This window comes from Trichlorobacter sp. (genome assembly GCF_034008105.1).
Classification (GTDB): domain Bacteria; phylum Desulfobacterota; class Desulfuromonadia; order Geobacterales; family Pseudopelobacteraceae; genus Trichlorobacter.
On sequence record NZ_JAVEPN010000001.1, the window covers coordinates 177263 to 202491 of the forward strand.

The following is a 25229-nucleotide window of genomic DNA, read 5'->3' on the forward strand; positions in this document are numbered from 1 at the left end:
AGTTAAGCCGCTCCACTGTTGATCGGGCCGTCAAGACTGCCGCTGATGAACTGGCGCACCACCGGATGGTCGGAATGCTGTATCTCGTCAGGTGTGCCGAACTGCAATATTTCTCCCCGGTACAGCATGGCTATCTGGTGTGCCACATCAAAGATATCAGGTATGTCGTGGGAGACAATCACCGCCGTAAAGCCGAACTTGGCCTGGGTCTCCTTGATCAGTTGATGGATCGAACGGCGAATGACCGGGTCCAGACCGGTGGTGGGCTCATCGAACAGGACGATCTGTGGCTCAAGCAGCAGTGCCCGCGCCAGGCCGACCCGTTTTTTCATGCCGCCCGAAAGTTCATCTGGAAATTTACGGTTGATCTCTTTGAGGCCTACCTCGCGCAGGGCCGTGTCCACCCGCGTGTTGATTTCATCGCGGCTCAAGCTGGTCTTTTCCTCAAGCGGGAAGGCCATGTTTTCGTAGACGGTCATCGAATCGAACAGGGCGGCGTTTTGAAACACCATGGCAAACTTTTCGCGCACCTGGTTGAGTTGTGAATGCCGCAAACCCAGGATGCTTGAACCATCTATCAACACATCTCCCTGGTCAGGGGTCAGCAGGCCGATCATATGTTTAAGCAATACACTTTTGCCCTCGCCGCTGGGGCCGATCACGGCAGTGATCTGGCCGGCGGGGATCCGCAGGTTGAGGCCGTTCAGAACAACCTGGCTGCCAAAGGCCTTGTGGAGGTCGTGTAGTTCGATCATAGCAGTACCGAAGTCAGGAAGTAGTCCCACACCAGGATCAGGACCGAGGTCAGTACCACCGATTCGGTGGTGGCCTTGGAGACCCCTTCGGCACCATGGCCGGCGTAGTATCCCTTGTAGCAGCTTACCCAGGCGATGATGATGCCAAAGGAGTAGGACTTAACAAAACCGGACCAGACATCCTTCCACTCAACCGATCGATACATCTCGGTGAAGTAGGCCCCCGGGTTGACCCCCAGCAGCTTAACCCCCACCAGCCAGCCGCCGTAGATGCCGACCACGTCGAAGATGGCGCACAACAGTGGCATGGAGATCATGGCAGCGATAAATTTAGGGGAGATCAGGTATTTGTACGGATCAAGCGCCATGGTTTCAAGGGCATCAATCTGTTCGCTGATCCGCATGATGCCGATCTCGGCGGCAATAGCTGAACCGGCCCGGCCGGTGACCATCAGCGCGGACAATACCGGTCCCAGTTCACGGATCAGGGAGAGGGCCACAGCTGTTCCCAACATCCCCTCGGAGCCGAACTTGGCCAGGGTGTAGTAGCCTTGCAGGCCCAGTACCATGCCGGTAAAACCGGCAGTCAGGACGATCACGAACAGGGATCTGGCGCCGATAAATCGTATTTGTTTCAGGATATGCAACGGCCGTCCCGGCTGTCTGAGCATGGAATAAAAGGCATGCAGCAAAAACTGCCCCATGCGCCCCAATTCCTGGGTGAAGCTAAGCCCCTGACGTCCTATGGCCTGTACCAGTCCAGTCACAACCACCCCGTGCACTATACGAATAAAACGATCAACGGTAGACTATAGGTAGTATTGAATAAAAAGTAAAGGACGGCTTAGTCGAGGGGGCTCAGGCGACCGCCGGGTCGCACGATGAAGCGCTGGCCGCGCCACGAAACGCGATTGCCGAGAAAGGAAAACAGCCAGGTGGCGAAGGCCAGCAGATCGCGTAATGGTAGTAGCCAGCCCCAGGCTGGCAGGAGCCGGTCAGCCAGCCAGTAGCGGCTAAAACAGGTGGTTACCGACAAGCGGACGCTATAGAGCAGGACAATTGCCGCCAGTGCCTCCGGCAGGGGGCCGGTGAAGAGGGCCAGCAGGATCGCCAGGCCGGGGAGGGTAATGCCGGAGGCCAGGTAGCCGCCGGGTCGGCTGACCCGCATGGTGCGGGCCCAGCGCAGTTGTCGTTGCAGGATGCCGGCCATCGTTTCAGGTCTCAGTATGCTCTCCACCGGCTGCCGGTCCAGGGCCAGTTTCCAGCCAGCGCGGTTAACCTGGTGCCCCAGCTGGTAGTCATCGGCCAGATAGTCCACCAGGGCCGGCAGGCCGCCGATATCATCCAGCGCCCTGCGCCGGAAGGTCATGGCAGCACCCAGGGCAAAGGAGAGGCCTTCCAGCTGGCGGGCCACCAGCACGTTGGGGATCATCTCACTGGTGAAGGCCAGCGCCTCAAGGGCGGTGGCAACGCCAAAGACCTTGCTGGAGCGGTAGGGAGAGCTGACCAGGCCCATTTGGGGGTCGCCGAAGTGTGCGGTAACCGATCGCAGGAAGGTTGGTGTCACCCGGATATCGCTGTCGCAGACCATCAACAGGTCGTACTTGACCTGGGGGTAGGCGTTGATCAGATTGGATACCTTGCTGTTGGGCCCATGGATGGTGGCGTTAATCTGCAGGCTGATGTCCAGGTTGGGAAAGTCGGCCATCAGTTGCCGGATGATTGGAATCACCGGATCGCTGGCGGAGGTAACGGCGAAGATTACTTGTACCGGGGCATCATACTGCTGGCGGCAGAACGAAGCAAAATTTTCGTAACTGTCCTCCTCCAGTCCTTTGACCGGCTTGAGTATGCTGATTGCTACGTCCTGTCCCCTGCACTCTGACGCCTGCCCTCTGAAAAAACGCCAGCCGCACCACAGCGACAGCAGGCTGTAGACGGTGGCGGGCAACACCGCTCCAAAGGGGAGCAGGCTAAGCGGCATGGTGATGCGCCGCTTTCTGGATTACGAGGCAGAACGGGGCCTGCTCACGCACATTCTGCTGCCCCATGCGCCAGACATGAAAGTCTTTTGCATCGAGATCCCGTGACCAGGCCAGTACGGCATCGGTTTCAGTATCGCCGCCGGCGTGGCCCGGGTAGCAGGTGATCAGGAGCAGTCCGCCCGGTAGCAGCAGTTTCAGTGATGCATGCAGGGCTGGCAGAGTAGTGTCGGGTCTGGTGACGACGCTCCGGTCGCCACCCGGCAGCCAGCCCAGGTTGAAGACAATGGCGCTAACCGGTGCTGATACGAGGTCTGCCAACCGTTCGTGGCAGGTGGCTGAAAGGGTCACCCGAGATAGCAGGTCGACGTCAGCCAGGCGTTGGGCTGTCCGTTCGAGGGCCGCCTGCTGGATGTCAAAGGCCCACACCTGGCCGTTCGCGCCAACCAGTTCAGTCAGCAGCAGGGTGTCTTTGCCGTTGCCGCAGGTGGCATCGACCACCTGATCGCCACAACGGACGAACTGGCGCAATAGCAGATGCACCAGGGGTACAGGCCCGCGCAGGAGCGGTATGTCGGTGGTGGGGTGCGGCATGGGTCGTCAGGGTAGCAAATGCAGCCGGACTCTGCCAACCGCTTTGTTTACAATGGATAGATGCGCGTGGTAGGAAGGAGCCATGATTTTAAATCGCGCCATACCGGACAGCTTGGCGGGCAGGCGGTTGGATGATGTCTTGGCCGACCTGGCGAATATCAGCAAGGGTGAAGCTCGGCGGGTCATCGACCGGGGAGGTTGCGCCGTCAACCAGGCCATGGTGCGGGTTGCATCCCGAGCCGTAAAGGCTGGTGACCTGCTGAACGCCGGCCTGATGCAAGCCGGAGAATTTCGTGAGCTGCTGCTGGGGCCGGAGGCGATTATCTATCAGGACCGGGAGCTGCTTGCGGTCAATAAACCGTCCGGCGTGGCCAGCCAGCGAACCCCTTACCAACTGAAAGGCACCCTTGAATACTGGGTGGGTGAAGAGTTCAGCAGGCAAGGGGTCAGGGAACCGGTGCGGGTCATCCATCGGTTGGACCGCGGCACCTCGGGGGTGATGCTCTTCCCAAAGCATCGCCAGGCTGCGGCCTATCTTTCTGAGTTGTTTAAGCAAGGAACCATACAAAAACGTTATCTGGCCCTGGTGACCGGTACGCCTCCGGCAGAACAGTGGTGCGCCGACGGGTCCATCGGCAAGGTGGGTACCTCGCGCTACGGGGTCCTGGCCGAGGGACGGGCGGCCCGCACCCTGCTGCGCTGCCTGGCGACCGCTGGTGGCAGGTCGCTGATCGAGGCTCGGCCCCTGACCGGCAGGACCCACCAGATTCGGGTCCATCTGGCAGCCGCTGGACTGCCGATAGTGGGTGACACGACCTATGGCGGCGCAGCAGCTCCCCGGTTGTTGCTGCACTGTAGCGGGCTTGAGTTTGTCGGGCGCGATGGCCGACCGCTGCATCTTGCGGCGCCACCTGCAGCGGATTTTGTTGCATTATGTGGGGACTGCTGGCCGGTTGCGGATGATTCCTGAAAAGTTTGTTTGCACCAAGCCGGGCTTTATGGTAGCGTTTCTGCCTCGCAGCATACCCTTGTGTTTGACGTTTTCTCAGGTTAAACAATAACTTATGTCAAAGATCATCTGCATCGCCAATCAGAAAGGTGGGGTGGGCAAGACCACCACTGCCGTCAATCTGGCTGCGGCCCTGGCTGCCACCGAGCGTCCGACGTTGCTGGTGGATATTGACCCACAGGGAAACGCCACCAGTGGCGTTGGTGTGGATAAAGCCCGGCTGTCACACTCGATCTACGACCTTTTAATCAATGAGGTTGATCCGGCTGCCCTGGTGGTTGACACCGGCCACCCGTTTCTGCATATCCTACCGGCCACCTCCGATCTGGCTGGCGCCGAGCTGGAGCTGGCCACCGAAAGTGGCCGGGAACAACGGCTCAAATATGCCCTGGCGGCTCTGGCAGAGCGTTATCGCTATATTCTGATCGACTGTCCCCCCTCCTTGAATCTGCTGACTGTTAACGCCATGACCGCTGCCGACACGGTGTTGATCCCGTTGCAGTGTGAATTTTATGCCATGGAAGGCTTGTCTCAGATCTTGCATACGATCAGCCTGATTCAGAAAGGCTTGAATCCGTTGCTGAAGATCGAGGGGATCCTGCTGACCATGTACGATAGTCGCGGCAATCTGGGCAAGGATGTGGCATCCGAGATTCGTGAACACTTTCCGCGCGAGTTGTTCGAGACCGTGGTGCCGCGTAACATCCGGCTGGCTGAGGCGCCGAGCCACGGCAAGCCGGTTATCTACTATGATATTACCTCCAAAGGGGCCGCAGCATACCTGCAGCTGGCGCGGGAGATGATTCAGCGGGAGGAAACCCCTAGTGCTTAAGAAAAGTGGATTGGGTAAGGGGATGGCAGCCCTGTTGCCGGTGGTTTCAGTGGCAGAGGATAAGAATTACTTTCTTTGCCCGATTGAGAAGATCCGGCCTAACCCGAATCAACCCCGCAAGCAGTTTGCGCCAGAGAAGCTGGAAGAGCTGGCCGCCTCCATCAAGGAGAAGGGGATCATTCAGCCGCTGGTGGTCACCCAGAAGGACGGCTACTACGAGATCATCGCTGGTGAACGTCGTTGGCGGGCCTCGCAAAAGGCCGGTCTGCGTGAACTGCCGGTGGTTATCCGCGAGGCCAGCGAAGATGCGATCATGGAGCTGGCCCTGATCGAGAATATCCAGCGCGAGGACCTGAACGCCATCGAGGAGGCCCAGGCCTACAAGGCGCTGGTCGAGCATTTTGGCATCTCGCAGGACGAGGTGGCCAAGCGGGTCGGCAAGAACCGCACGACAGTCACCAATGCGCTGCGCCTGCTGAGGTTGCCGGATGAGATTCAGCAGGATGTGGTCGAAGAGCGGATGTCCATGGGGCATGCCCGGGCCCTGCTTGGGCTCGAGAGCGAAGAGTTGATCCACAAGGCCCGCCACGAGATCCTGCATCGTCTGCTGTCGGTCCGCGCAGCCGAAGAGCTGGTTAATCGGCTCAAGCGCGGGCCCCGGCCTGAAGCGGCCAAGCCGGCCCGTCAGCCAGACCTGCTGATGGTGGCCCTTGAGGAGCAGTTGCAAAAACAGTTTCAGACCCGGGTGGCCATTCGGCGGGGTGCGGCCGGCAAAGGGGCGCTCGAGATCCACTTCAACACCACCGAAGAGTTGACCAGAATCGTTGATCTGTTGCAATCGTAAGACGGTGTTACGGTACTCAGCTATCTTTTCCGTTGACAGATTGCGATTAATTATGATAGCTAACGAGCGTTTTACGCCTGGCTTTTAGCCAGGTTTCTGTTTGTGGGATACAGTATACAAATAAGCTGTCGCTGAAGGGGTAGGCCGTGATCAATCTTGATCTTGCGTTTTTCATCCAGATCATCAACTTCGGTATCCTGGTGCTGGTTCTTAATCTCTTTCTCTATAAGCCGCTCAGGGCTGTGCTGGCCAAGCGTCGCGAGGAGATTGAGTCGTCCCGTGAGCGGACCGGTGCCGTTGACCAGCAGGTGCAGGAGAAGGTGGCCCAGTATGAGGCCCGCCTGCGTGATGCCAAGGCAGAGGTTGGTGCCAAGCGGGCCGAGCTGGTGAAGGAAGCTCAGGCTGAAGAGGCCACCGTGCTGGATAAGGCCCGGGCCGAGGCCGCTGCCTCAGTGGCATCGATTCGTGAGCGGATCGCCAAGGAGTCTGCCGACGCACGGACCATGCTGCAGCAGCAGGCTCAAGTCTTGTCTGGCGATATCTGTGAAAAAATTCTGGGGAGGAGCCTCTAAGATGGTGGTGTTCAGTGAGCGTCGTTCCAAGCTGATCCTCTCCGCTCTTTCGCTGGTGGTTGTGCTGTTGCCTGCCGCCCTGGCGCTGGCTGCCGGCGGTGGTGGTGAGCATCATGCCGACAGTGGCGCAGTGATGAAGGATTTTGTCTGGCGGGTGGTGAACTTTGTCATCCTGGCGGGGATCGTCTTCTGGGCGCTGAAGAAGGCTAACTTGAAAGGTTCCCTGGCTGACCGTCAGGAGCAGATTGAAAAGAGTCTGCGCGAGGCCCGCGAGGCCCGCGAGGCTGCCGAGGCCAAGCTGAAGGAGTACACCGAGAAGCTGGCCAAGGCCAATCAGGAAGTAGATGAGCTGCGGGCCGCCATGCTGCAAGAGGCGGAAGCCGAAAAGCAGCGCATCATTGCCGAGGCCAAGCAGGCGGCTGAGAAGGTGGCCAAGCAGGCGGTACAGGCAGCTGATCAGGAGGTGCTGAAGGCACGGAGTGAGTTGCGCGCCGAGGCAGCCCGATTGGCGGTCGAACTGGCTGCCGGCAAGCTGTCCGGAGCCGTGCAGAAGGCTGACCATGATCGCTTGGTGCAAGATTATCTTGGGAAGGTGGGACAACTGTGATCAATAACGCCATTGCCAGACGGTATGCCAAGGCACTGGTCCAGCTTGGCTCGGAAAACGGACTGATTGAACGCTTCAGTCAGGAGTTGAAGGCGATCGATGGTCTGGTGGCCGGTAATGCCGAGTTGCGGGCTGCCTTTGGAAACCCGGCCTTTACGGCTGAACAGAAAAAGCAGATCATGCGTGATCTGATCGCCCGCTTGCAAACCTCGGAGTTGGTTGCCAACTTTGTGCTGTTGCTGGTGGATAAAAATCGGGTCGCCTTTCTGGGTCAGATCGTTGAAACCTATGAAAAGCTGGCTGATGAGCAGTCCGGTGTGATCCGTCCGGTTATTACGACGGCGTTTGCCCTGGATGATGCACAAATCGCCTCCATTAAGGGTGCGCTTGAACAAAGAACCGGCAAAAAAGTACTGCCGCAGGTGACGGTTGACCAGTCACTGATCGGCGGTGTAGTTACGCAAATTGGCGATATTGCCTACGACAGCAGTGTCAAATCACAGTTAGCACGGATTAACGATATACTACAGAAGGGGTAAACGCTTCTATGGAACTCAGAGCCGAAGAAATCAGCGAGATTATCAAGAAACAGATCAGTGGGTATGGCAAGGAGGTAGAGGTGTCGGAGACCGGCACAATTATCTCCATCGGTGACGGTATTGCCCGTATTCACGGTCTTTCCGGTGCCATGGCAGGCGAGTTGCTGGAGTTTCCCGGCGGCGTGTCGGGCATGGTGCTCAACCTCGAGGAAGATAACGTCGGAGCCGCCATCCTTGGTGAATTCGCCGAGATCAAAGAGGGCGACACCGTTAAGCGCACCGGTCGGATTACCGAGGTACCGGTTGGCGACGCCCTGATTGGCCGCGTGGTGAACGCCATTGGTCAGCCGATCGACGGCAAAGGTCCGATCACCACCAGCACCTTCAGCAAGGTGGAGATCAAGGCCCCTGGTATCGTTGCCCGTAAGTCGGTCCATCAGCCGATGGCCACCGGTCTCAAGGCGATCGACTCCATGGTTCCGATCGGGCGTGGTCAGCGTGAGCTGATCATTGGTGACCGTCAGACCGGCAAGACCGCCGTGGCGATCGATACGATCATCAACCAGAAGGGTGGCGATGTTGTCTGTATCTACGTCGCCATTGGCCAGAAGCGTTCCACCGTGGCCCAGGTCGTTTCCAAGCTGACCGAGCATGGTGCCATGGATTACACCATCGTGGTTGCCGCCACCGCTTCCGAGTCGGCCCCGCTGCAGTTCATCGCTCCCTACACCGGCGTTACCATGGGCGAGTACTTCCGCGACAACAAGAAGCACGCCCTGATCATCTATGATGACCTTTCCAAGCAAGCTGTTGCCTATCGCCAGCTTTCCCTGCTGCTGCGTCGTCCGCCAGGCCGCGAAGCGTACCCCGGCGACGTCTTCTATCTCCATAGCCGTCTGCTGGAGCGTGCCTGTAAGCTGTCCGATGAGTGCGGCGCCGGCTCTCTGACCGCCCTGCCGATCATCGAGACCCAGGCCGGTGACGTGTCGGCCTACATTCCGACTAACGTCATCTCGATTACCGACGGTCAGATTTACCTTGAGTCCGACCTGTTCTTCTCCGGCGTTCGTCCGGCGATCAACGTCGGTCTGTCGGTTTCCCGGGTCGGTGGTTCCGCTCAGACCAAGTCCATGAAACAGGTCGCCGGTACCCTGCGTCTTAACCTGGCCCAGTACCGTGAAATGGCAGCTTTTGCCCAGTTCGGTTCCGATCTGGACAAGGCCACTCAGATGCAGCTGGCACGTGGTGAGCGTCTGGTCGAGATCCTCAAGCAACCCCAGTATCGTCCGGTCGCAAACGAGAAGCAGGTGCTGGTGATCTTTGCCGCAAACAACGGCTTTGTGGACGACTATCCGGTTTCAGCCCTCAAGCGTTATGAAACCGAACTGTACGCCTTCTTTGACAACCGTCAGGCTGCTGTGCTGAGCGAGCTGCGTGACAAGCAGGCCATTGACGACGACCTGAAGGCCAAGCTGGTCAGCGCACTGGAGCAGTTCAAGAAGGAATTTACCGCTTAAACAAGGATGGTTTAAGACATGGCGAGCCTTAAAAGCATCAAAAAACGGATCGTATCCGTAAAAAATACGCGCCAGATCACCAAGGCCATGAAGATGGTCTCGGCTGCTAAGCTTCGTCGTGCGCAAGAAAACGTCGTAGCAGCACGTCCCTACGCCCAGAAGATGGGTGAAGTGCTCCAGTCTCTGGCAGGCAATCTTGAGGGCGATCTGCATCCGTTGCTTGAAAAGCGTGATGCTAAAAAACTTCTCTTGATTGTCGTTACCTCCGACCGTGGACTGTGTGGCGGTTTTAACTCCAACCTGTGCAAGGCTGGTGAGCGTTACCTTAAGGAACAGCAAGGCGCGTTCGAGCAGATCAGTGTGCTGACCGTCGGTCGCAAAGGTTATGAGTTCCTTAAAAATCGTCACACGATTTACAAAAACTTTTCCAACATCATCTCCAAGCCGAATTACCAGGCAGCAGCATTGCTGGCCCAGGATGTGGTCGAAGGCTACCTGGCCGGTGAGTATGACCAAGTCGTCATGCTGTACAATGCCTTCCGCACCGTGATGTCGCAGGACATCACCTTCCAGCAGCTGCTGCCGATTGTCCCTGACGATCAGGCTGCTGTGGAAGAGGCTGGTGTTGAATATATCTATGAGCCGTCGGTGGGTGATCTGTTGGCTGAGATCCTGCCGAAAAATATTGAGGTGCAGATCTTCAAGGCGATGCTCGAGTCGGTGGCAGGTGAGCACGGAGCTCGGATGACCGCCATGGACAGCGCCTCGAAGAACGCTTCCGAGATGATCGGCAAGCTGACCCTGCAGTACAACCGGGCACGGCAGGCTGCCATCACCACCGAGTTGATGGAGATTATCTCCGGCGCTGAATCAATTAAGGGATAACCGTTTAAACGAATCACTATATGAGGCCACCGGCCGCAGGAGGACATGGTTCCATGAGTCAGAATATCGGTAAAATTTCACAGGTTATCGGCGCAGTTGTTGACGTCGAATTCGAACCCGGTAAGTTGCCGGAGATCTATCACGCCCTCAGGGTGACAAACCCGGCCATTGATGATCGGGAAAACAACCTGGTGCTCGAGGTTGCTCAACACCTGGGTGAGAACTCCGTTCGTACGATCGCAATGGATTCTACCGATGGTCTGAAGCGTGGTCAGGAGGTCATCGATACCGGCAAGCAGATCTGTGCTCCGGTTGGCCGCAAGACCTTGGGCCGGATCATGAACGTTATCGGCGAGCCGGTGGATGAAATGGGCCCGATCGGTAACGAAAAAGAGTACGCCATTCACCGCGAAGCCCCTGCCTTTGAGGACCAGTCCACCAAGGTTGAGGCCTTCACCACCGGCATCAAGGTGGTTGACCTGCTGGCACCCTATGCCCGGGGCGGTAAAATCGGTCTGTTCGGTGGCGCCGGCGTCGGCAAGACCGTTCTGATCATGGAACTGATCAACAACATCGCCAAGCAGCATGGTGGTTTCTCGGTGTTCGCCGGCGTTGGCGAGCGGACCCGTGAAGGAAACGACCTCTGGATGGAGATGAAAGAGTCCGGCGTTCTTGACAAGGCTGCTCTGGTGTACGGTCAGATGAACGAGCCTCCTGGGGCCCGTGCCCGGGTTGCCTTGACCGCACTTTCCGTAGCCGAGTACTTCCGTGACGAAGAAAACCAGGACGTGTTGTTGTTCATCGACAACATCTTCCGCTTCACCCAGGCAGGTTCCGAGGTTTCGGCGCTGTTGGGCCGGATTCCTTCCGCCGTTGGTTATCAACCGACCCTGGCCACCGAAATGGGCGAGCTGCAGGAGCGGATCACCTCCACCAAGAAGGGTTCCATCACCTCGGTGCAGGCCATCTACGTACCTGCTGACGACTTGACTGACCCGGCTCCGGCCACCGCCTTTGCCCACCTGGATGCCACCACCGTGCTTTCCCGTCAGATCGCCGAGTTGGGTATCTACCCGGCAGTGGACCCGCTGGACTCCACCTCGCGGATCCTCGATCCCCAGGTGATCGGCGAAGAGCACTACGCCGTGGCCCGCTCCGTCCAGTACGTGCTGCAGAAGTACAAGGATCTGCAGGACATCATCGCCATCCTCGGTATGGACGAACTGTCCGAAGAGGACAAGCTGGTGGTTGCCCGTGCCCGCAAGATTCAGCGCTTCCTGTCCCAGCCGTTCCACGTGGCCGAGGCCTTCACCGGTTCTCCTGGCAAGTACGTTGAGCTGAAAGACACCATCAAGGGTTTCCAGGAAATCGTTGCCGGCAAGCATGACAGCCTTCCTGAGCAGGCCTTCTACATGGTCGGCTCAATTGAAGAAGCTATCGAGAAAGCCGCTAAACTGGCAGCTGTCTAACATTACCTGGCAGGTCAGAGTCTCTCTGCCCTAACGGAGCTCCATACAATGGCTGAAAAGATGAAGCTTGAAATAGTTACACCGTACAGCAAGGTCCTTGATCAGCTGGTAGATGAAGTGACTGCTACCGGCAAGCTGGGTGAATTTACCGTGTTGCCCGGTCACGCACCGTTCCTGACCTCGCTCAATATTGGTGAGCTCTGCTACAAAACAGATGGTGTCGCTGTCTGCATGGCCCTTAACTGGGGTTACTTCGAGGTACAGGAAGACAAGATCATTGTGCTGGTCGAAACTGCCGAGCGCTCTGACGAGATCGATCTTGAGCGTGCCAAGGCAGCACTGAGCCGGGCCGAAGATGCCTTGAAGAAATTGAATCCTGAAGACAAGCAGTTCAAGGTGTATGAAGCAGCGCTTGAGCGGGCCTTGATTCGGATGCAGGTTGCCGGTAAGGCAGCCCGCAAGTAAGGTTGAATCCAGACGTGAGGTATCAGGGAGCGGCAGCCATGCCGCTCCCTTTTTTATTGCTATGACAACCAAACGCTATACGACATTTACCGCAGAACTGCGCCAGCGTTTTGGCTGCCGTGTACAGCGCATTTCGCTGGATGCCGGGCTGACCTGTCCGAACCGGGATGGTAGCCTGGGGATCGGCGGCTGCAGTTTTTGTGGCGATCGTGGCGCTGCAGCGGTGGGGGTGCAGACTGAACTGCCGCTGGCGGAACAGTTGCAGCGCAGCAAGGAATATCTGCGCCGTAAATTCAAGGCCGATCAGTTCATTGGGTACTTCCAGGCCTACAGCAACACCTACGCCTCGGTGGGGGCGCTGCGTAACCTGTATCAGACCGCCCTGGCCGATCCGGAACTGGTGGGGATGATCATCGGCACCAGGCCGGATTGTCTGCCCGAACCGGTACTGGACCTGTTGACCGAGCTGCACGCCAAAACCTATCTGTGGCTGGAGCTGGGCATGCAGACCATGCATGACGGGACACTGGCCGCGATTAACCGAGGTCATGACCATGCCTGCCTGGTTGAGGCGGTTCAACGTTGCCAGGCCCGAGGACTGCGGGTCTGTGTGCATCTGATCCTGGGGCTGCCCGGTGAGACACGGGAGCAGATGCTGGCATCGGTGCGGGAACTGAACCGGTTGGGGGTGGATGGCGTCAAGCTGCACCATCTGCATGTCTTGAAGGGTAGTCGGCTGGTTGATGACTATCAACGGGGGGCGTTGCGTTTATTGGAGCGCGAAGAGTATGTGCAACTGGTCTGTGACGCACTTGAGCTGCTCGACCCAAGGATTGTGATTCATCGGCTGATGGGCGACGGTCGCAGCGAGCTGCTGGCACCTGACTGGTCGCGACGCAAGCTTGAGGTGCTCAACCTGATTGATGCCGAGCTGAAAAAAAGAGACAGCCGGCAGGGGTGCCGGCTGTCTGAATAGTCCTTGTACACAACGTCTGTGTCAGGCCTGTTTGTCGTCTTCCTTCTTGGGCTTGATCTCGATCTCGTCCTTACCCTCTGAGGCATTCTTGAAGTTCTTGATGCTCTTGCCAAAGGCGGCGCCGATCTCGGGCAGGCGTCCTGCGCCAAATACCACCAATACAATCACCAAGATTACGATAAGTTCCGGCATGCCAAATCCAAACATGTGACCTCCTCACGCAAATTCAGTGTCAGCAGTATCTATGGTGCGTAGTAAAAAATCAAGTGGCTACCTGCGTGACAGCCGTATACGTCAGTACTTGGTGTCAGCGTAATCCACCCAGCCGCCGGCCATCACCAGCGCCTTATCAAAGGGAGACAGCTCAAAGCTGAAGGTCTTCTGTTGGCCGCCACCGGACATGGTCAGGGTCTGGGCCTCGATGTCGATGGTCATGCTGGCATCGGCGTCGCCTGCATGGGAGAAGATCAGGTCCAGGTCGGCCTTGGGCAGCTCGATGGCGGCCATGCCGCAGTTGAACATGTTCTGGCGGAAGATGCGGGCGAAGGACTCAGCCACCACGGCGGTGATGTCGTTGACTTCGAAGACCCAGGGGGCATGTTCGCGGGATGAGCCGCAGCCGAAGTTGGCGCGGGAGACCACCACGCGCGCATTTTTTGTCTTGGGGCCTTTGGGGTCGAAGCCCTCCAGCTTCAGGTCCTCCAGTATGTACGGTTTCAGGTCCTGTTTGGTGATCTCGGTCAGGTACTTGGCCGGGATGATCTCGTCAGTATTGATGTCGGCACGATCCAGAAACAGGACCGGCCCGCCAAAGGTTTTCATGACGTGCTCCTTGTATGCGATCGAGTGTTAGAGGTATTTTCTGGGGTCAGCGATCTTACCTTCAATGGCAGTTGCCGCAGCAGTGGCCGGCGACATCAGATGCACCATGCCGCCCTTGCCCATACGCCCGTTGAAGTTGCGGTTGGTGGTGGAGGCGCAGACCTCGCCATCTGCCAGCACGCCGTTGCTCATCCCCAAGCAGGCGCCGCAGGTGGAGTTGGTAACGCAGAAACCGGCATCCAGGAAGATGTCGATCAGTCCTTCCTTCATGGCCTCACGGTAGATCTTGGGGGTGGCCGGCGAGAGGATGCCACGCACGTTTTCGGCCAGCTTGCGGCCTTTCAGCATCTGGGCAGCGATCCGCAGATCCTCAAGGCGACCGTTGGTGCAGGAGCCGAGGTAGATCTGGTCGACCTTGTTGTCGGTGAACTCGGTGACCGGCTTGACCTGGTCCGGCTTGTAGTTGTAAGTGGCCACCGGCACCAGGCTGGCGGCGTCGATCTCGATGGTCTGCTCGTAGCTAGCGTCGGCGTCGGAGCACCACTGTTGATAGTCAGCCAGAGCAGCCTCTTTGGAGGTGAACTCGCCCTGGATGAACGGCCAGAGGTACTCGACAGTGGTCATGTCCGGCATGCAGATGCCAGAGGTGCCGCCGGCCTCAATGGCCATGTTGCACAGCGTCATGCGGGACTCCATGGTCATGGCGTCGATGGTGGAGCCGCGGAATTCCAGTACCCGGTCGGTGGCACCGTTAACGCCGATTTGACCGATCAGGGTCAGCACCACATCCTTGGCATAGACCCCCTTCGGCAGAGCGCCGTTGACGTTGACCCGAATGGTTCTGGGCTCGCGGAAGGCGCAGACACCCTTCAAAATGCCAACCTCCAGGTCGGTGGTGCCGACGCCAGCGGCAAAGGCACCGAAGGCACCGTGGGTGCAGGTGTGGGAGTCGCCCATGATTACGGTGTTGCCGGGGCGGATGAAGCCTTTTTCGGGAAACAGGGCATGACAGACGCCGTTGGCGCCGACATCGAAGAAGTCCTTGATTCCCTGACGACGGGCCCAATCCCGCAGAATCTTGGCCTGAGTGGCGGTCTTGGAGTCCTTGGAAGGGGTGACGTGGTCGATGACGGCCTTGATCTTGGTGGCGTCAAAGACACGGTCCTTGCCGCGCACGATCAGGTCGTCGATGGCGATCGGAGTGGTGATTTCGTGGCACAGCACGACATCCAGACGCAGCACCTTAGTGCCGCTGAACGGTTCGTCCACCAAGTGGGCGGCGAAGATCTTCTCAGCAGTGGTCTTGCCCATACGAATAGCTTCCTTTCGGTGTCTCAGAATACCAGCCAGATGTAGCAGAATCAGTTGGGGAAGTCCACAGCTTTGGTCTGGTAACATGTTGTTTTCGTGCGGATAAACCTGTCTGCTCAACAGGGGTCTGGCTATTTGGCGAGCGCGTGGTATAAAGCGACCAAGGCATCGGCCATCAGGAGGCAGTGTGCAGGAGTCACAGATTCGCGCAATACTGGAGCAGATCGCCAGCGGCAGCATGAACAGCGACGAAGGACTGGAGCGGTTGCGGCATCTGCCCTACGAAGATATCGGCTTCGCCCAGGTTGATCATCATCGGGGGCTGCGCCAGGGGCAACCGGAGGTGATCTTTGGCCAGGGCAAGACCGTCGGACAGATCAGTACCATCATGCAGGCCATGGCTGAACGGGGCAGCAACCTGCTGGTTACGCGGCTTGAGTCCGAGAAGGCCCATGAGTTGCTGCGCACCTTTCCGGCAGCGCAGTATCACTGCGAGGCGCGTTGCCTGACCGTTGAAACCGCGCCCAGCAAACCGCAGGGGAAGGGTACGATCCTGGTGATCTCGGCCGGCACCTCCGACATCCCGGTGGCCAGCGAGGCGGTGATAACGGCCCGTTTTCTTGGCAACCAGGTCGAGCAGCTCTTTGATGTCGGGGTGGCCGGTATCCACCGTCTGCTGGCACGGGTGGAGCTGATCCGTTCTGCAACGGTCCTGATTGTGGTGGCCGGCATGGAGGGTGCCTTGCCGTCGGTGGTGGGGGGGCTGGTGGACCGACCGGTGATCGCGGTGCCGACCTCGGTGGGCTATGGCGCATCCTTCGGCGGTATCGCCGCCCTGTTGGGGATGCTGAATTCCTGCGCCAGCGGGGTGACAGTGGTCAATATCGATAATGGCTTCGGCGCCGCCTGTGCTGCCAGCCTGATGAACCGGGTGTAGGATGATAACAATCTATTTCGACGCAACCGCCGGCATCGCCGGCGACATGGCCGTGGCGGCCCTGCTTGATCTGGGGCTGCCCTTCGAGTATTTGCAGCAGGAACTGGCCAAACTGGGATTGCCCAAGGGGAGCTATGAGCTCGCTGAACAGCCGGTGATGCGCCAGGGGATGGCGGCGCGTCAGTTTATGGTGCAGCTGCCGGCTGATGAACACCATCACCATGACCATAACGGGCATCACCACCACCATCGTCGCTATGCCACAATCCGTGAGATGATTGCCACGAGCGGGATAACGGCACGTGTCAAGGAGTTGTCGCAGCGGATCTTTTTGCGGCTGGCCGAGGCCGAGGCGCTGGCCCATCAGGTGGCGGTGGATGAGGTGACTTTTCACGAAGTGGGGGCAGCGGACAGCATCGTTGATATCGTGGGTGTGGCCATTGGGCTGGACTGGCTTGGCGTTGAGCAGGTCTACACCTCGGCAGTGCCGTTGGGTGGAGGTTTTGTCGAGACCGCCCATGGACGGCTACCGGTGCCGGCGCCGGCCACGGCCGAGCTTTTAAAGGGGCTGGCGGTGCATGGCCAGTGTGGCAACGGTGAGCGGGTAACCCCCACCGGCGCTGCGGTACTGGCGGCATTGGCCCAGCCGCTGCGCGTCATGCCGGACATGATCGTCGAACGGATCGGTCACGGTGCCGGCACGAAGGATTTTGAGGACTGTCCCAACGTGCTGCGCGTCATGCTGGGAGTGCCGTTGGCCGGTGCTGAAGAGACCATTGTTGAGGCGGTCTGCAATCTGGACGATGTCACCGGCGAGGTGTTGGGCTATACCCTGCAGCGCCTGCTGGAACAGGGGGCGCTGGATGCCTGGCACACGCCGATCCAGATGAAGAAGCAGCGACCGGGCGTGCAACTGTCTTTTCTGTGCCGTCAGGAACACTACGGTTCTTTGGCCCGACTGGTCATGGCCGAGACCGGTACGCTGGGGGTCCGTCACCACCTGCTGCAGCGAACCGTCCAGCCGCGGCAGGTGGAACAGCGCATGAGCTGTTATGGGCCGGTGCGTTTCAAGATCGGCATGGCGGGCTGCAAGCCTGAATATGACGACTGTTGCCGGATTGCGCGAGAACAGGAAGTGCCCTTGCGCGAGGTACAGCGGCGCCTGCAGGAGGAACAGGGCCATGGGCATTGATCAGGAACTGGCCGGTTTGTTGCAGGCCACAGGGCAGACGTTGGCCCTGGCGGAATCCTGTACCGGCGGTCTGATTGCCGCCCGGATTACGGCTATGCCGGGCAGTTCGGCCTATTTTAACGGTGGCGTGGTGGCCTACAGCAATCAGGTTAAAGAGGATACCGTGCAGGTGCCGAAGGCGCTGCTGATCGAACATGGGGCGGTCAGTGAACCGGTGGCGCGGGCCATGGCGCAAGGGGTGCGGACACTGATGGGCAGCGATCTGGCCCTGTCGGTTACCGGTATTGCCGGCCCCGGCGGCGGAACGGATGAAAAACCGGTCGGCACCGTGTTTATGGCAGTGGCGGATCAGCACAGCTGCCAGGTGGAGCGGTTCTGGTTTGGTGGCGATCGTAGTCAAGTACGTCAACAAGCGGTTGATCAGGCCATTATCATGCTAAAAGAACAACTTGAGGGGCTGAAAAGAAGCTGATTTGCCCGCAAATTAGCTTGCCGCTGCCCGATTCTCTATGATACGTTTCACAACTCTCTTTCATCCCTTTTCGTACCAAGGAGGTACACGCCGTGAGCGATAAAAACAAGGCCATCGAGCTCGCCCTTTCCCAGATCGAGAAGCAGTTCGGCAAGGGGGCCATCATGCGGCTCGGCAATGACGAGGTGCTGCCCGGCGTGGAGGCGATCTCCACCGGTGCCATCTCGCTGGACCTGGCCCTGGGGGTGGGTGGCGTACCGCGCGGAAGGGTGATCGAGGTGTACGGTCCGGAATCCTCCGGCAAGACCACCCTGGCGCTGCATATCGTGGCCGAGGCCCAGAAGAGTGGCGGCATCGCCGCCTTCGTGGATGCCGAGCACGCCTTGGACATTAATTACGCCCGTAAACTGGGAGTCAAGACCGACGACCTGCTGGTTTCCCAGCCGGATACCGGCGAGCAGGCCCTGGAGATTGCTGAAACTCTGGTGCGCAGCGGTGCCATCGACGTGCTGGTGGTTGACTCGGTGGCGGCCCTGGTACCCAAGGCCGAGATCGAGGGCGAGATGGGTGATGCCCATGTGGGCCTGCAGGCCCGCCTGATGTCACAGGCCCTGCGCAAGCTGACCGGTATCATCTCCAAGTCAAACTGCTGCGTGATCTTTATCAACCAGATCCGGATGAAGATCGGTGTGATGTTCGGCAACCCCGAGACCACCACCGGCGGTAACGCGCTCAAGTTCTACGCCTCGGTGCGCTTGGATATCCGTAAGATTGCCACCCTCAAGCAGGGTGACCAGGTGATCGGTTCCCGCACCCGGGTCAAGGTGGTCAAGAACAAGGTGGCGCCGCCCTTTAAAGAGGCCGAGTTCGATATCCTCTATGGTGAAGGGATCTCTCGCACCGGCGATGTACTGGATTTGGCGGTGGATCGCAACATTATCGACAAGAGCGGTGCCTGGTTCTCCTACAACAAGGAGCGTATCGGTCAGGGCCGGGAAAATTCGCGCCAGTTCCTGAAGGAGAACCCGTCCATGCTGGCCGAGATTGAAGGCAAGCTGATGGAGCTGATCAAACCGGCAGCCAAGGCAGAGGACTAACAACCCGACAACACGGGAGGTAGCTCCATGGATCTGAACGAAATTCTTACCATTGCGGTCAAGGCGCGCGGCTCCGACGTCCATATCAAGACCGGTCTGCCGCCGATCGTCCGCATCGACGGCAAGCTGCACCAGATTCCCAACGCCCAGCGACTGGGGCCGGATGTGGTCAACGGCATGGCCACCTCGATGATGAATGACCGTCAGCGCAGAATATTTGAGGAAAACTCAGAGGTGGATCTGGCCTACGCTGTGCCGGGTCTGGGACGTTTCCGGGTGGCGGCCTACAAACAGCGCGGCACCATCGCCATGGTCTTCCGTTCCATCTCGGTCAAGATACCGACCATGGAGGAGCTGAACCTGCCGCCGGTGCTGAAGAAGCTCTGCATGGAGGAACGGGGGCTGATCCTGGTGACCGGCACCACCGGTTCCGGCAAGTCCTCCACCCTGGCGGCCATGATCGATCAGATCAACACTAACCGGACCTGCAACATCATTACCATCGAGGACCCGGTAGAGTTCCTGCATCGCGACAACAAGAGCATCATCAGCCAACGTGAGGTAGGCACTGATACCCCCACCTTTGCCAGTGCACTGAAAGGGGCCCTGCGGCAGGACCCGGACGTGATCCTGGTGGGCGAGATGCGGGACTACGAAACGGTGGAAACCGCCATGACCGCCGCCGAGACCGGTCACCTGGTGATGTCGACCCTGCACACCATGGATGCCCAGGAGACCATCAACCGGATCATCGGTGTCTTCCCGCCCTACCACCAGCGTCAGGTGCGGATCCAGCTGGCTGGTATTGTCAAGGGGATCATCTCCCAGCGATTGGTGCCCCGGGCCGACGGCAAAGGACGGGTACCGGCGGTGGAGGTGCTGCTGGGTACCGCCCGGGTCAGGGAGTGCATTGACGATAAGGACAAGACCAAGCAGCTGCACGACGCCATCTCCCAGGGCTTTGTCTCCTATGGTATGCAGACCTTTGACCAGTCGTTGATGAAGCTGTTTACCTCCAAGCTGATCACCTATGAAGAGGCGCTGCGCCAGAGCTCCAACCCGGACGACTTCGCCCTCAAGGTGTCCGGCATCTCGTCTACCTCCGATGCCACCTGGGATAACTTCGAGCATAAGGAAGAGCAGGTGGATGCGGTGCTGAAGGAAGACAAGATTGAGGTTGAGCGTTAGCGAACCCGCTGACCAGGCCTACCTGGCGGCCTTGCGGCTGCTGGCCGGTCGTGACTACACCGTTGCCTCCCTGGCTCGTAAGCTGGAACAACGGGGCCACGGGCCGGAGCAGGTGGCAGAGGCCGTGACCCGGCTGGTGGGGGAGCGTTTTCTGGATGACCATCGTTACGGGGAACGTCTGATTGCCCAGTGCCGTGCCAGCGGACGGTATGTCGGTTACCGCTTGCGACAAGAGCTGAAACGACGGGGCGTGCCTGCTGAAGTTGCTGCCGAACTGCTGGCCGACCCGCAAGAAGACGGCGAAGAGCTCGCTCTGGCCCGTCAACTGATCAGCCGGCGTTATGCCGGCTTTGATCCTGGTGCCAGCGATGACCGCGACCGTCGCCGGGTGATCGGCTTTCTGCAACGGCGCGGTTTTGGCGCTGGGGTGATCCGGCAACTGCTGGACCGCCGCCAACAGGTTGATTGAAATAGATAACTCGATTTTTTATAGGAGAGGGATGTAGCAGATGACCGGAACAGAGATTCGCGCGCGTTTTCTGAAGTACTTCGAAGAGCGGGGTCACACCGTGGTGCCCAGCTCGGGGCTGATCCCCCACAACGACCCGACCCTGATGTTTACCAACGCCGGCATGAACCAGTTCAAGGACTGCTTTCTGGGCATGGAGGACCGGGGTTACTACCGGGCCGCCTCGTCGCAGAAGTGCGTACGGGCCGGCGGCAAGCACAACGATCTGGAAAATGTGGGCCGTACTGCCCGTCACCACACCTTTTTCGAGATGCTGGGTAACTTTTCCTTTGGCGACTACTTCAAAAAAGAGGCCATCGCCTTTGCCTGGGAGTTCCTGACCAAGGACCTGCAGCTGGACAAGGGGCGGTTGTACGTCACGGTCTTTACCGACGACGACGAGGCGGCCGACATCTGGCATCAGCAGGAAGGGGTGCCCCGCGAGCGGATTTACCGTTTTGGCGAGAAGGACAACTTCTGGTCCATGGGTGATACCGGCCCCTGCGGCCCCTGCACCGAGATCTTCTGGGACAACGGCCCCGAGGTGGGCTGCGGCTCGCCGGACTGTGCTGTGGGGTGCGACTGCGACCGTTACATGGAGATATGGAATAACGTCTTCATGCAGTTTAACCGCACTGCCGACGGTGTGCTGCACCCGCTGCCCAAACCGGCCGTGGACACCGGCATGGGGCTGGAGCGGATCACCACCGTCATGCAGGGGGTCCGTTCTAACTACGACACCGACCTGCTGCAAGGGATCATCCGTCATATCGAACGCCACAGTGGCAAAAAATACGGTGCCAACGAAAAGGACAGCGTCTCGATGCGGGTCATTGCCGACCATTGCCGAGCCGTGACCTTCCTGATTTGTGATGGCGCCCTGCCCAGCAACGAGGGCCGCGGCTACGTGTTGCGTCGGATCATGCGTCGGGCCGCCCGCCATGCCAAGATGCTCGGCGTTGCTGAGCCGCTCCTGTGCCGGATGGTGGATGCGGTGCGGGAGATGATGGGCGAGGCCTATCCGGAGCTGGCCGAGCGTGAGACCTATATCCGCAAGGTGATCCTGGCCGAGGAAGAGCGCTTTAACGAGACCCTCGACCGTGGCCTGGCAATCCTGAACGAAGAGGTGGCCAGCCTGAGGGCACAAGGCCAGTCGGTAATCCCCGGCGAGACCCTCTTCAAGTTGTACGACACCTTCGGGTTTCCCGTTGATCTGACCGAAGATATCGTGCGGGCTGAAGGATTCGGCGTGGATGAACCCGGTTTCGAGGCCTGCATGGCCCGCCAGCGGGAACTGGGGCGTGAGAACTGGAAAGGCTCCGGCGTGGCCGGTATTGCCGATGTCTATAAGGAGCTGCACAACCGTGGCCTGCGGTCCAGCTTTGTTGGTTATGGCGCACTGACCGCCTTTGCGCCGGTCACGGCCCTGCTACGGGATGGCGTCGAGGTGCAATCGGCCGCCGCCGGCGACCGGGTAGATCTGACCTGCGAGACCACCCCCTTCTACGGTGAGTCCGGCGGCCAGGCGGGCGATACCGGCAGTATCTCCTCCGGCAGTGCGCACCTTGACGTGGTTGCCACATCACGTCCCTTCACCGATCTGGTGGTGCATCACTGCCAGGTTAAGGAAGGGGCCATCAAGGTCGGCGATGCGATCAATCTGACGGTGGCGGTGGATGAACGCCGTGCCACGGCCCGCAACCATACCGCCACCCACCTGCTGCAGGCCGCCCTACGTCAGGTGCTGGGGGAGCATGTCAAGCAGGCCGGTTCGCTGGTGGAGCCGGAGCGTCTACGCTTTGACTTTACCCACTTCACCGCCGTGACCGCTGAGGAACTGCAACAGATCGAGAATCTGGTCAATGGCTGGATTATGGACAACGCTGAGCTGAACGTGCGTGAAATGGCGATGCAGGAGGCAGTGGACAGCGGTGCAACCGCCCTGTTTGACGAGAAATACGGCGATACGGTGCGGGTGGTACGGGTGGGCGAGATCAGTGCCGAGCTGTGCGGCGGCACCCATGTGCGGGCCGCCGGCGATATCGGTCTGTTCAAGATCCTTTCCGAGGGCGGTATCGCTGCCGGTGTGCGGCGGATCGAAGGGGCCACCGGTTTCAACGCCCTGCAGTTCGTCCGTCGTCTGGAGGATGAGCGCCGCTCGGTGGCCGACCTGCTCAAGGCCGACAGCAGCAAGCTGATCGAGCGGGTTGAAAAGCTGGTGGAGCGTCAGCGTGAACTACAGCGGGAGCTTGACGCGTTGCAGGGCAAGCTGAACGCCGCCCAGTCAGGGGATCTGCTGTCCCAGCTGCAGGAGGTGGCCGGCGTCAAGCTGCTGGCAACCAAGGTGCAGGTGGCCGACATTAAGGCGCTCCGTGACCTGGCCGATCAGCTGCGGGACAAGTTGGGCTCAGGCGTGCTGGTACTGGGGGCCGAGCTGGACGGCAAGGCCAATCTGTTGGTGGCGGTGACCAGCGACCTGACCGACCGGATCAAGGCCGGCGAGCTGGTGGCCAAGCTGGCGCCGGTGGTTGGTGGGCGCGGTGGCGGCAAGCCGGAACTGGCCCAGGCAGGCGGGCCCCAGCCGGAAAAACTGAGCGAGGCACTGGCGGCCGTAGCAGGCCTGTTGTCCTAGAAAGCGAACGGTCCCGTGGCAGCAGCAGAGCAACAGCTTACCGTGCTGGTGGTGGATGACGAACAGGTCATCCGTGATCTGTGCGGTCACGCCCTCAAGGAGTACCGTGTCCTGCAGGCAGGTTCGATGCGTGAGGCACTAGATCTCTACCAGTCAGAGCGGATCGACCTGGTGCTGACCGATGTGATGATGCCCGGCGGCAGTGGTCTTGAGTTGCTGAGGCAGCTCAAGCAGCTGGACCCTGGGGCGCTGGTGATCGTCATGACCGGCTTCGGCGATAAAGAGGTCATTCTCAGCGCGCTCAAGGAGGATGCGGACGATTTCATTAACAAGCCGCTGCAGATTCTTCAGCTGCGGACAACGGTGCAGAAGGCGTTGGGCAAAAAGGCGCTGAAAGATGAGATCGCCACGCTCAAACGTCTGGATAGCCTGAAAGGCTCGTTTCTCGCACTGATTTCTCATAAGCTGAAGACGCCGATTACCTCATTATCGCTAGCCCTTGAGGAGTTGCAACGTTATGCCGCGCAGTTCAGTCCTGAGGCGGAGTGTCATGAGCGGCTGCGTTCCATGCGCGAAGACCTGCAGTTCTTGTCGCGGCTCGTGGCGAGTCTGTTGCGCTTTAATCAGGTCATGCTGCCAACCACACCTGTTGCACTGAGCAGCTGCGATCTGGCTGAATTGGTGCGAGCTGCCGCCGAGGCGGTTCAGTGGAGTGCCGGCAGGTCTGATGTGAAATTGAGTATTGATTTGTCGGCGGCATCACGGGTTGCCTGCGACCGTGAACGCCTGCTGTTCGCATTGCAGCAGGTGATCGACAATGCCTTCAAGTTTGCTGAGAGGAACGGCACCGTAACGATTACGCTGCTGCGGCGACCGGACCATGCCGAGATCGTGGTGCAGGATACCGGTTGCGGCATTCCGCCGGAAGAGATGCCCAAGGTGTTCGAACGGTTCTATCAGGTGGACCCTGACGCCACCGGCCAAGTGCCTGGCTTCGGGCTGGGCCTGTTCTGTGCCCGCGAGATCATCCGGCAATACGGTGGCAGCATCAGTATCAGCAGTGAACAGGGGCAAGGCACAACCGTCACCATCAGTCTCAAGACGGAAGAGGAGTGAACCAATCGTGAAACAGCTGATCGATAAAGCCAACACACTGATGGAGGCCTTGCCCTACATCAGGCGTTTCGCCGGCAAGACCTTTGTGATCAAGTACGGCGGCCACGCCATGTCGGACGAGCGCCTGAAAGAGTCCTTTGCCCTGGACGTGATCATGCTTAAGTCGTTGGGGATCAACGCCGTGATCGTGCATGGTGGCGGCCCCCAGATCAATCAGACCCTCAAACGGTACGGGATCGTCTCCGAGTTTGTGCGCGGTATGCGGGTGACTGACAGTGAGACCATGGGCGTGGTTGAGATGGTGCTGGTGGGCCAGGTCAACAAAGAGGTGGTCGGCTATCTGAACCAGCATGGCGGCAAGGCGGTGGGACTGTGTGGCAAGGACGGCAGCCTGCTGCTGGCCAAAAAACTGCTGCAGGAGGTGCCGGCAGACAACGGCACCGTTGAACAGGTGGATATCGGCTATGTGGGCGATGTGATCAAGGTTAACACCGATCTGATCCGCGTACTTGAGCAGGGCGGTTATCTGCCGGTGATCGCTCCGGTCGGCGTGGGCCCGGAAGGTGAGAGCTACAACATTAACGCCGATGTGGTGGCTGGCAGGGTGGCGGCTGCCCTGAATGCCGAAAAACTGATCCTGCTGACTGACACCCCCGGTGTGCTGGACAAGGACAAAAAGCTGATCCAGAAGATCAGCGTGGCCCAGATGCATCGCCTGATAGACGATGAATCGATCACCGGCGGCATGATCCCCAAGGTGGTCTGCTGTGCTGAGGCGCTGAACGATGGCATCAAGAAAGCCCACATCATTGATGGACGGATGGAACATTCCATTTTGCTGGAGATATTTACCGACGTCGGCATCGGTACGGAGATAACCGCGTGACCAACCAACAATGGGTTGAAAA

Annotated in this window: 26 protein-coding genes and 1 pseudogene; 20 read left to right on the forward strand and 7 right to left on the reverse strand. The window is 59.2% G+C overall.

The annotated features are described in order from the left end of the window. Window positions 1-2: 2 nt before the first annotated feature. The 4 genes from RBQ93_RS00830 to RBQ93_RS00845 form a co-directional block, all read right to left on the reverse strand. Entirely contained in the window at window positions 3-755 is a 753-nt protein-coding gene (locus RBQ93_RS00830; RefSeq protein ID WP_320370099.1) for an ABC transporter ATP-binding protein, read from the reverse strand. Then, window positions 752-1522, reverse strand: a complete 771-nt coding sequence (locus RBQ93_RS00835; RefSeq protein WP_320370100.1) for an MlaE family lipid ABC transporter permease subunit — start codon at window positions 1520-1522, stop codon at window positions 752-754. The genes RBQ93_RS00830 and RBQ93_RS00835 overlap by 4 nt, the downstream gene beginning before the upstream one ends. A 77-nt stretch (window positions 1523-1599) precedes the next feature. Next, window positions 1600-2739, reverse strand: a complete 1140-nt coding sequence (hpnI, locus tag RBQ93_RS00840) for a bacteriohopanetetrol glucosamine biosynthesis glycosyltransferase HpnI (protein ID WP_320370101.1) — start codon at window positions 2737-2739, stop codon at window positions 1600-1602. Continuing rightward, window positions 2729-3331: a class I SAM-dependent methyltransferase gene (locus tag RBQ93_RS00845; RefSeq protein WP_320370102.1), complete on the reverse strand. Its 603-nt coding sequence runs from the start codon at window positions 3329-3331 to the stop codon at window positions 2729-2731. The genes hpnI and RBQ93_RS00845 overlap by 11 nt, the downstream gene beginning before the upstream one ends. An 82-nt stretch (window positions 3332-3413) precedes the next feature. On the opposite strand from RBQ93_RS00845, the gene RBQ93_RS00850 reads away from it, so the two are divergent. The 11 genes from RBQ93_RS00850 to RBQ93_RS00900 all read left to right on the forward strand — a co-directional run bounded on the left by RBQ93_RS00850 (window position 3414) and on the right by RBQ93_RS00900 (window position 13046). Then, entirely contained in the window at window positions 3414-4301 is an 888-nt protein-coding gene (locus RBQ93_RS00850) for an RluA family pseudouridine synthase (protein WP_320370103.1), read from the forward strand. 94 nt (window positions 4302-4395) lie between these two features. Continuing rightward, complete coding sequence (locus tag RBQ93_RS00855) at window positions 4396-5172, forward strand: AAA family ATPase (protein ID WP_320370104.1); 777 nt, start codon at window positions 4396-4398, stop codon at window positions 5170-5172. Beyond that, window positions 5165-6016, forward strand: coding sequence for a ParB/RepB/Spo0J family partition protein (locus RBQ93_RS00860; RefSeq protein ID WP_320370105.1), 852 nt, complete (start codon window positions 5165-5167; stop codon window positions 6014-6016). The genes RBQ93_RS00855 and RBQ93_RS00860 overlap by 8 nt, the downstream gene beginning before the upstream one ends. A gap of 146 nt (window positions 6017-6162) precedes the next feature. Beyond that, on the forward strand, window positions 6163-6588 hold the full coding sequence (locus tag RBQ93_RS00865) for an ATP synthase F0 subunit B (RefSeq protein ID WP_320370106.1): 426 nt from the start codon (window positions 6163-6165) through the stop codon (window positions 6586-6588). A gap of 1 nt (window position 6589) precedes the next feature. Beyond that, the gene (locus tag RBQ93_RS00870) at window positions 6590-7195 is read left to right on the forward strand and encodes an ATP synthase F0 subunit B (protein WP_320370107.1); all 606 of its coding nucleotides are present in this window, start codon (window positions 6590-6592) and stop codon (window positions 7193-7195) included. Continuing rightward, window positions 7192-7734: an ATP synthase F1 subunit delta gene (gene atpH, locus RBQ93_RS00875; RefSeq protein WP_320370108.1), complete on the forward strand. Its 543-nt coding sequence runs from the start codon at window positions 7192-7194 to the stop codon at window positions 7732-7734. The genes RBQ93_RS00870 and atpH overlap by 4 nt, the downstream gene beginning before the upstream one ends. Before the next feature lie 8 nt (window positions 7735-7742). Continuing rightward, window positions 7743-9251: a F0F1 ATP synthase subunit alpha gene (gene atpA, locus RBQ93_RS00880; RefSeq protein WP_320370109.1), complete on the forward strand. Its 1509-nt coding sequence runs from the start codon at window positions 7743-7745 to the stop codon at window positions 9249-9251. A gap of 18 nt (window positions 9252-9269) precedes the next feature. Beyond that, window positions 9270-10136, forward strand: a complete 867-nt coding sequence (atpG, locus tag RBQ93_RS00885) for an ATP synthase F1 subunit gamma (protein ID WP_320370110.1) — start codon at window positions 9270-9272, stop codon at window positions 10134-10136. A gap of 53 nt (window positions 10137-10189) precedes the next feature. Then, on the forward strand, window positions 10190-11605 hold the full coding sequence (gene atpD / locus RBQ93_RS00890) for a F0F1 ATP synthase subunit beta (protein WP_320370111.1): 1416 nt from the start codon (window positions 10190-10192) through the stop codon (window positions 11603-11605). A gap of 48 nt (window positions 11606-11653) precedes the next feature. After that, complete coding sequence (locus tag RBQ93_RS00895; protein ID WP_320370112.1) at window positions 11654-12070, forward strand: F0F1 ATP synthase subunit epsilon; 417 nt, start codon at window positions 11654-11656, stop codon at window positions 12068-12070. A gap of 61 nt (window positions 12071-12131) precedes the next feature. Continuing rightward, a complete protein-coding gene (locus RBQ93_RS00900) occupies window positions 12132-13046 on the forward strand; it encodes a TIGR01212 family radical SAM protein (protein WP_320370113.1) in 915 nt (304 codons plus the stop codon). A 21-nt stretch (window positions 13047-13067) separates the two neighbouring features. Here RBQ93_RS00900 and RBQ93_RS00905 read toward each other — a convergent pair whose 3' ends face one another. The 3 genes from RBQ93_RS00905 to RBQ93_RS00915 all read right to left on the reverse strand — a co-directional run bounded on the left by RBQ93_RS00905 (window position 13068) and on the right by RBQ93_RS00915 (window position 15179). Further along, entirely contained in the window at window positions 13068-13253 is a 186-nt protein-coding gene (locus RBQ93_RS00905; protein WP_320370114.1) for a twin-arginine translocase TatA/TatE family subunit, read from the reverse strand. Between the two features lie 87 nt (window positions 13254-13340). After that, window positions 13341-13868, reverse strand: a complete 528-nt coding sequence (locus RBQ93_RS00910) for a 3-isopropylmalate dehydratase small subunit (protein ID WP_320370115.1) — start codon at window positions 13866-13868, stop codon at window positions 13341-13343. A 27-nt stretch (window positions 13869-13895) separates the two neighbouring features. Continuing rightward, entirely contained in the window at window positions 13896-15179 is a 1284-nt protein-coding gene (locus RBQ93_RS00915) for a 3-isopropylmalate dehydratase large subunit (RefSeq protein WP_320370116.1), read from the reverse strand. 187 nt (window positions 15180-15366) lie between these two features. Here RBQ93_RS00915 and larB point away from each other — a divergent pair, with 187 nt between their 5' ends. From larB to argB, 9 genes and pseudogenes are all read left to right on the forward strand, one after another. Further along, window positions 15367-16116: a nickel pincer cofactor biosynthesis protein LarB gene (gene larB / locus RBQ93_RS00920; RefSeq protein ID WP_320370117.1), complete on the forward strand. Its 750-nt coding sequence runs from the start codon at window positions 15367-15369 to the stop codon at window positions 16114-16116. A gap of 1 nt (window position 16117) precedes the next feature. Beyond that, the gene (gene larC / locus RBQ93_RS00925; RefSeq protein ID WP_320370118.1) at window positions 16118-17308 is read left to right on the forward strand and encodes a nickel pincer cofactor biosynthesis protein LarC; all 1191 of its coding nucleotides are present in this window, start codon (window positions 16118-16120) and stop codon (window positions 17306-17308) included. Next, window positions 17304-17780: pseudogene (locus RBQ93_RS00930) on the forward strand (CinA family protein); the annotation flags it as partial. The gene larC and the pseudogene RBQ93_RS00930, both read left to right, overlap by 5 nt. A gap of 92 nt (window positions 17781-17872) precedes the next feature. After that, on the forward strand, window positions 17873-18877 hold the full coding sequence (gene recA / locus RBQ93_RS00935; protein ID WP_320370119.1) for a recombinase RecA: 1005 nt from the start codon (window positions 17873-17875) through the stop codon (window positions 18875-18877). A gap of 27 nt (window positions 18878-18904) precedes the next feature. Further along, entirely contained in the window at window positions 18905-20065 is a 1161-nt protein-coding gene (locus tag RBQ93_RS00940) for a type IV pilus twitching motility protein PilT (protein WP_320370120.1), read from the forward strand. Next, entirely contained in the window at window positions 20055-20534 is a 480-nt protein-coding gene (locus RBQ93_RS00945) for a regulatory protein RecX (RefSeq protein WP_320370121.1), read from the forward strand. The genes RBQ93_RS00940 and RBQ93_RS00945 overlap by 11 nt, the downstream gene beginning before the upstream one ends. A gap of 40 nt (window positions 20535-20574) precedes the next feature. Continuing rightward, complete coding sequence (gene alaS, locus RBQ93_RS00950; protein ID WP_320370122.1) at window positions 20575-23205, forward strand: alanine--tRNA ligase; 2631 nt, start codon at window positions 20575-20577, stop codon at window positions 23203-23205. 15 nt (window positions 23206-23220) lie between these two features. Further along, window positions 23221-24321 carry a sensor histidine kinase gene (locus RBQ93_RS00955; protein ID WP_320370123.1) on the forward strand — a complete coding sequence of 367 codons (1101 nt, stop codon included), beginning with the start codon at window positions 23221-23223 and terminating at the stop codon, window positions 24319-24321. A gap of 7 nt (window positions 24322-24328) precedes the next feature. Further along, window positions 24329-25207 carry an acetylglutamate kinase gene (gene argB, locus RBQ93_RS00960; RefSeq protein ID WP_320370124.1) on the forward strand — a complete coding sequence of 293 codons (879 nt, stop codon included), beginning with the start codon at window positions 24329-24331 and terminating at the stop codon, window positions 25205-25207. The last annotated feature ends 22 nt before the right edge of the window (window positions 25208-25229 follow it).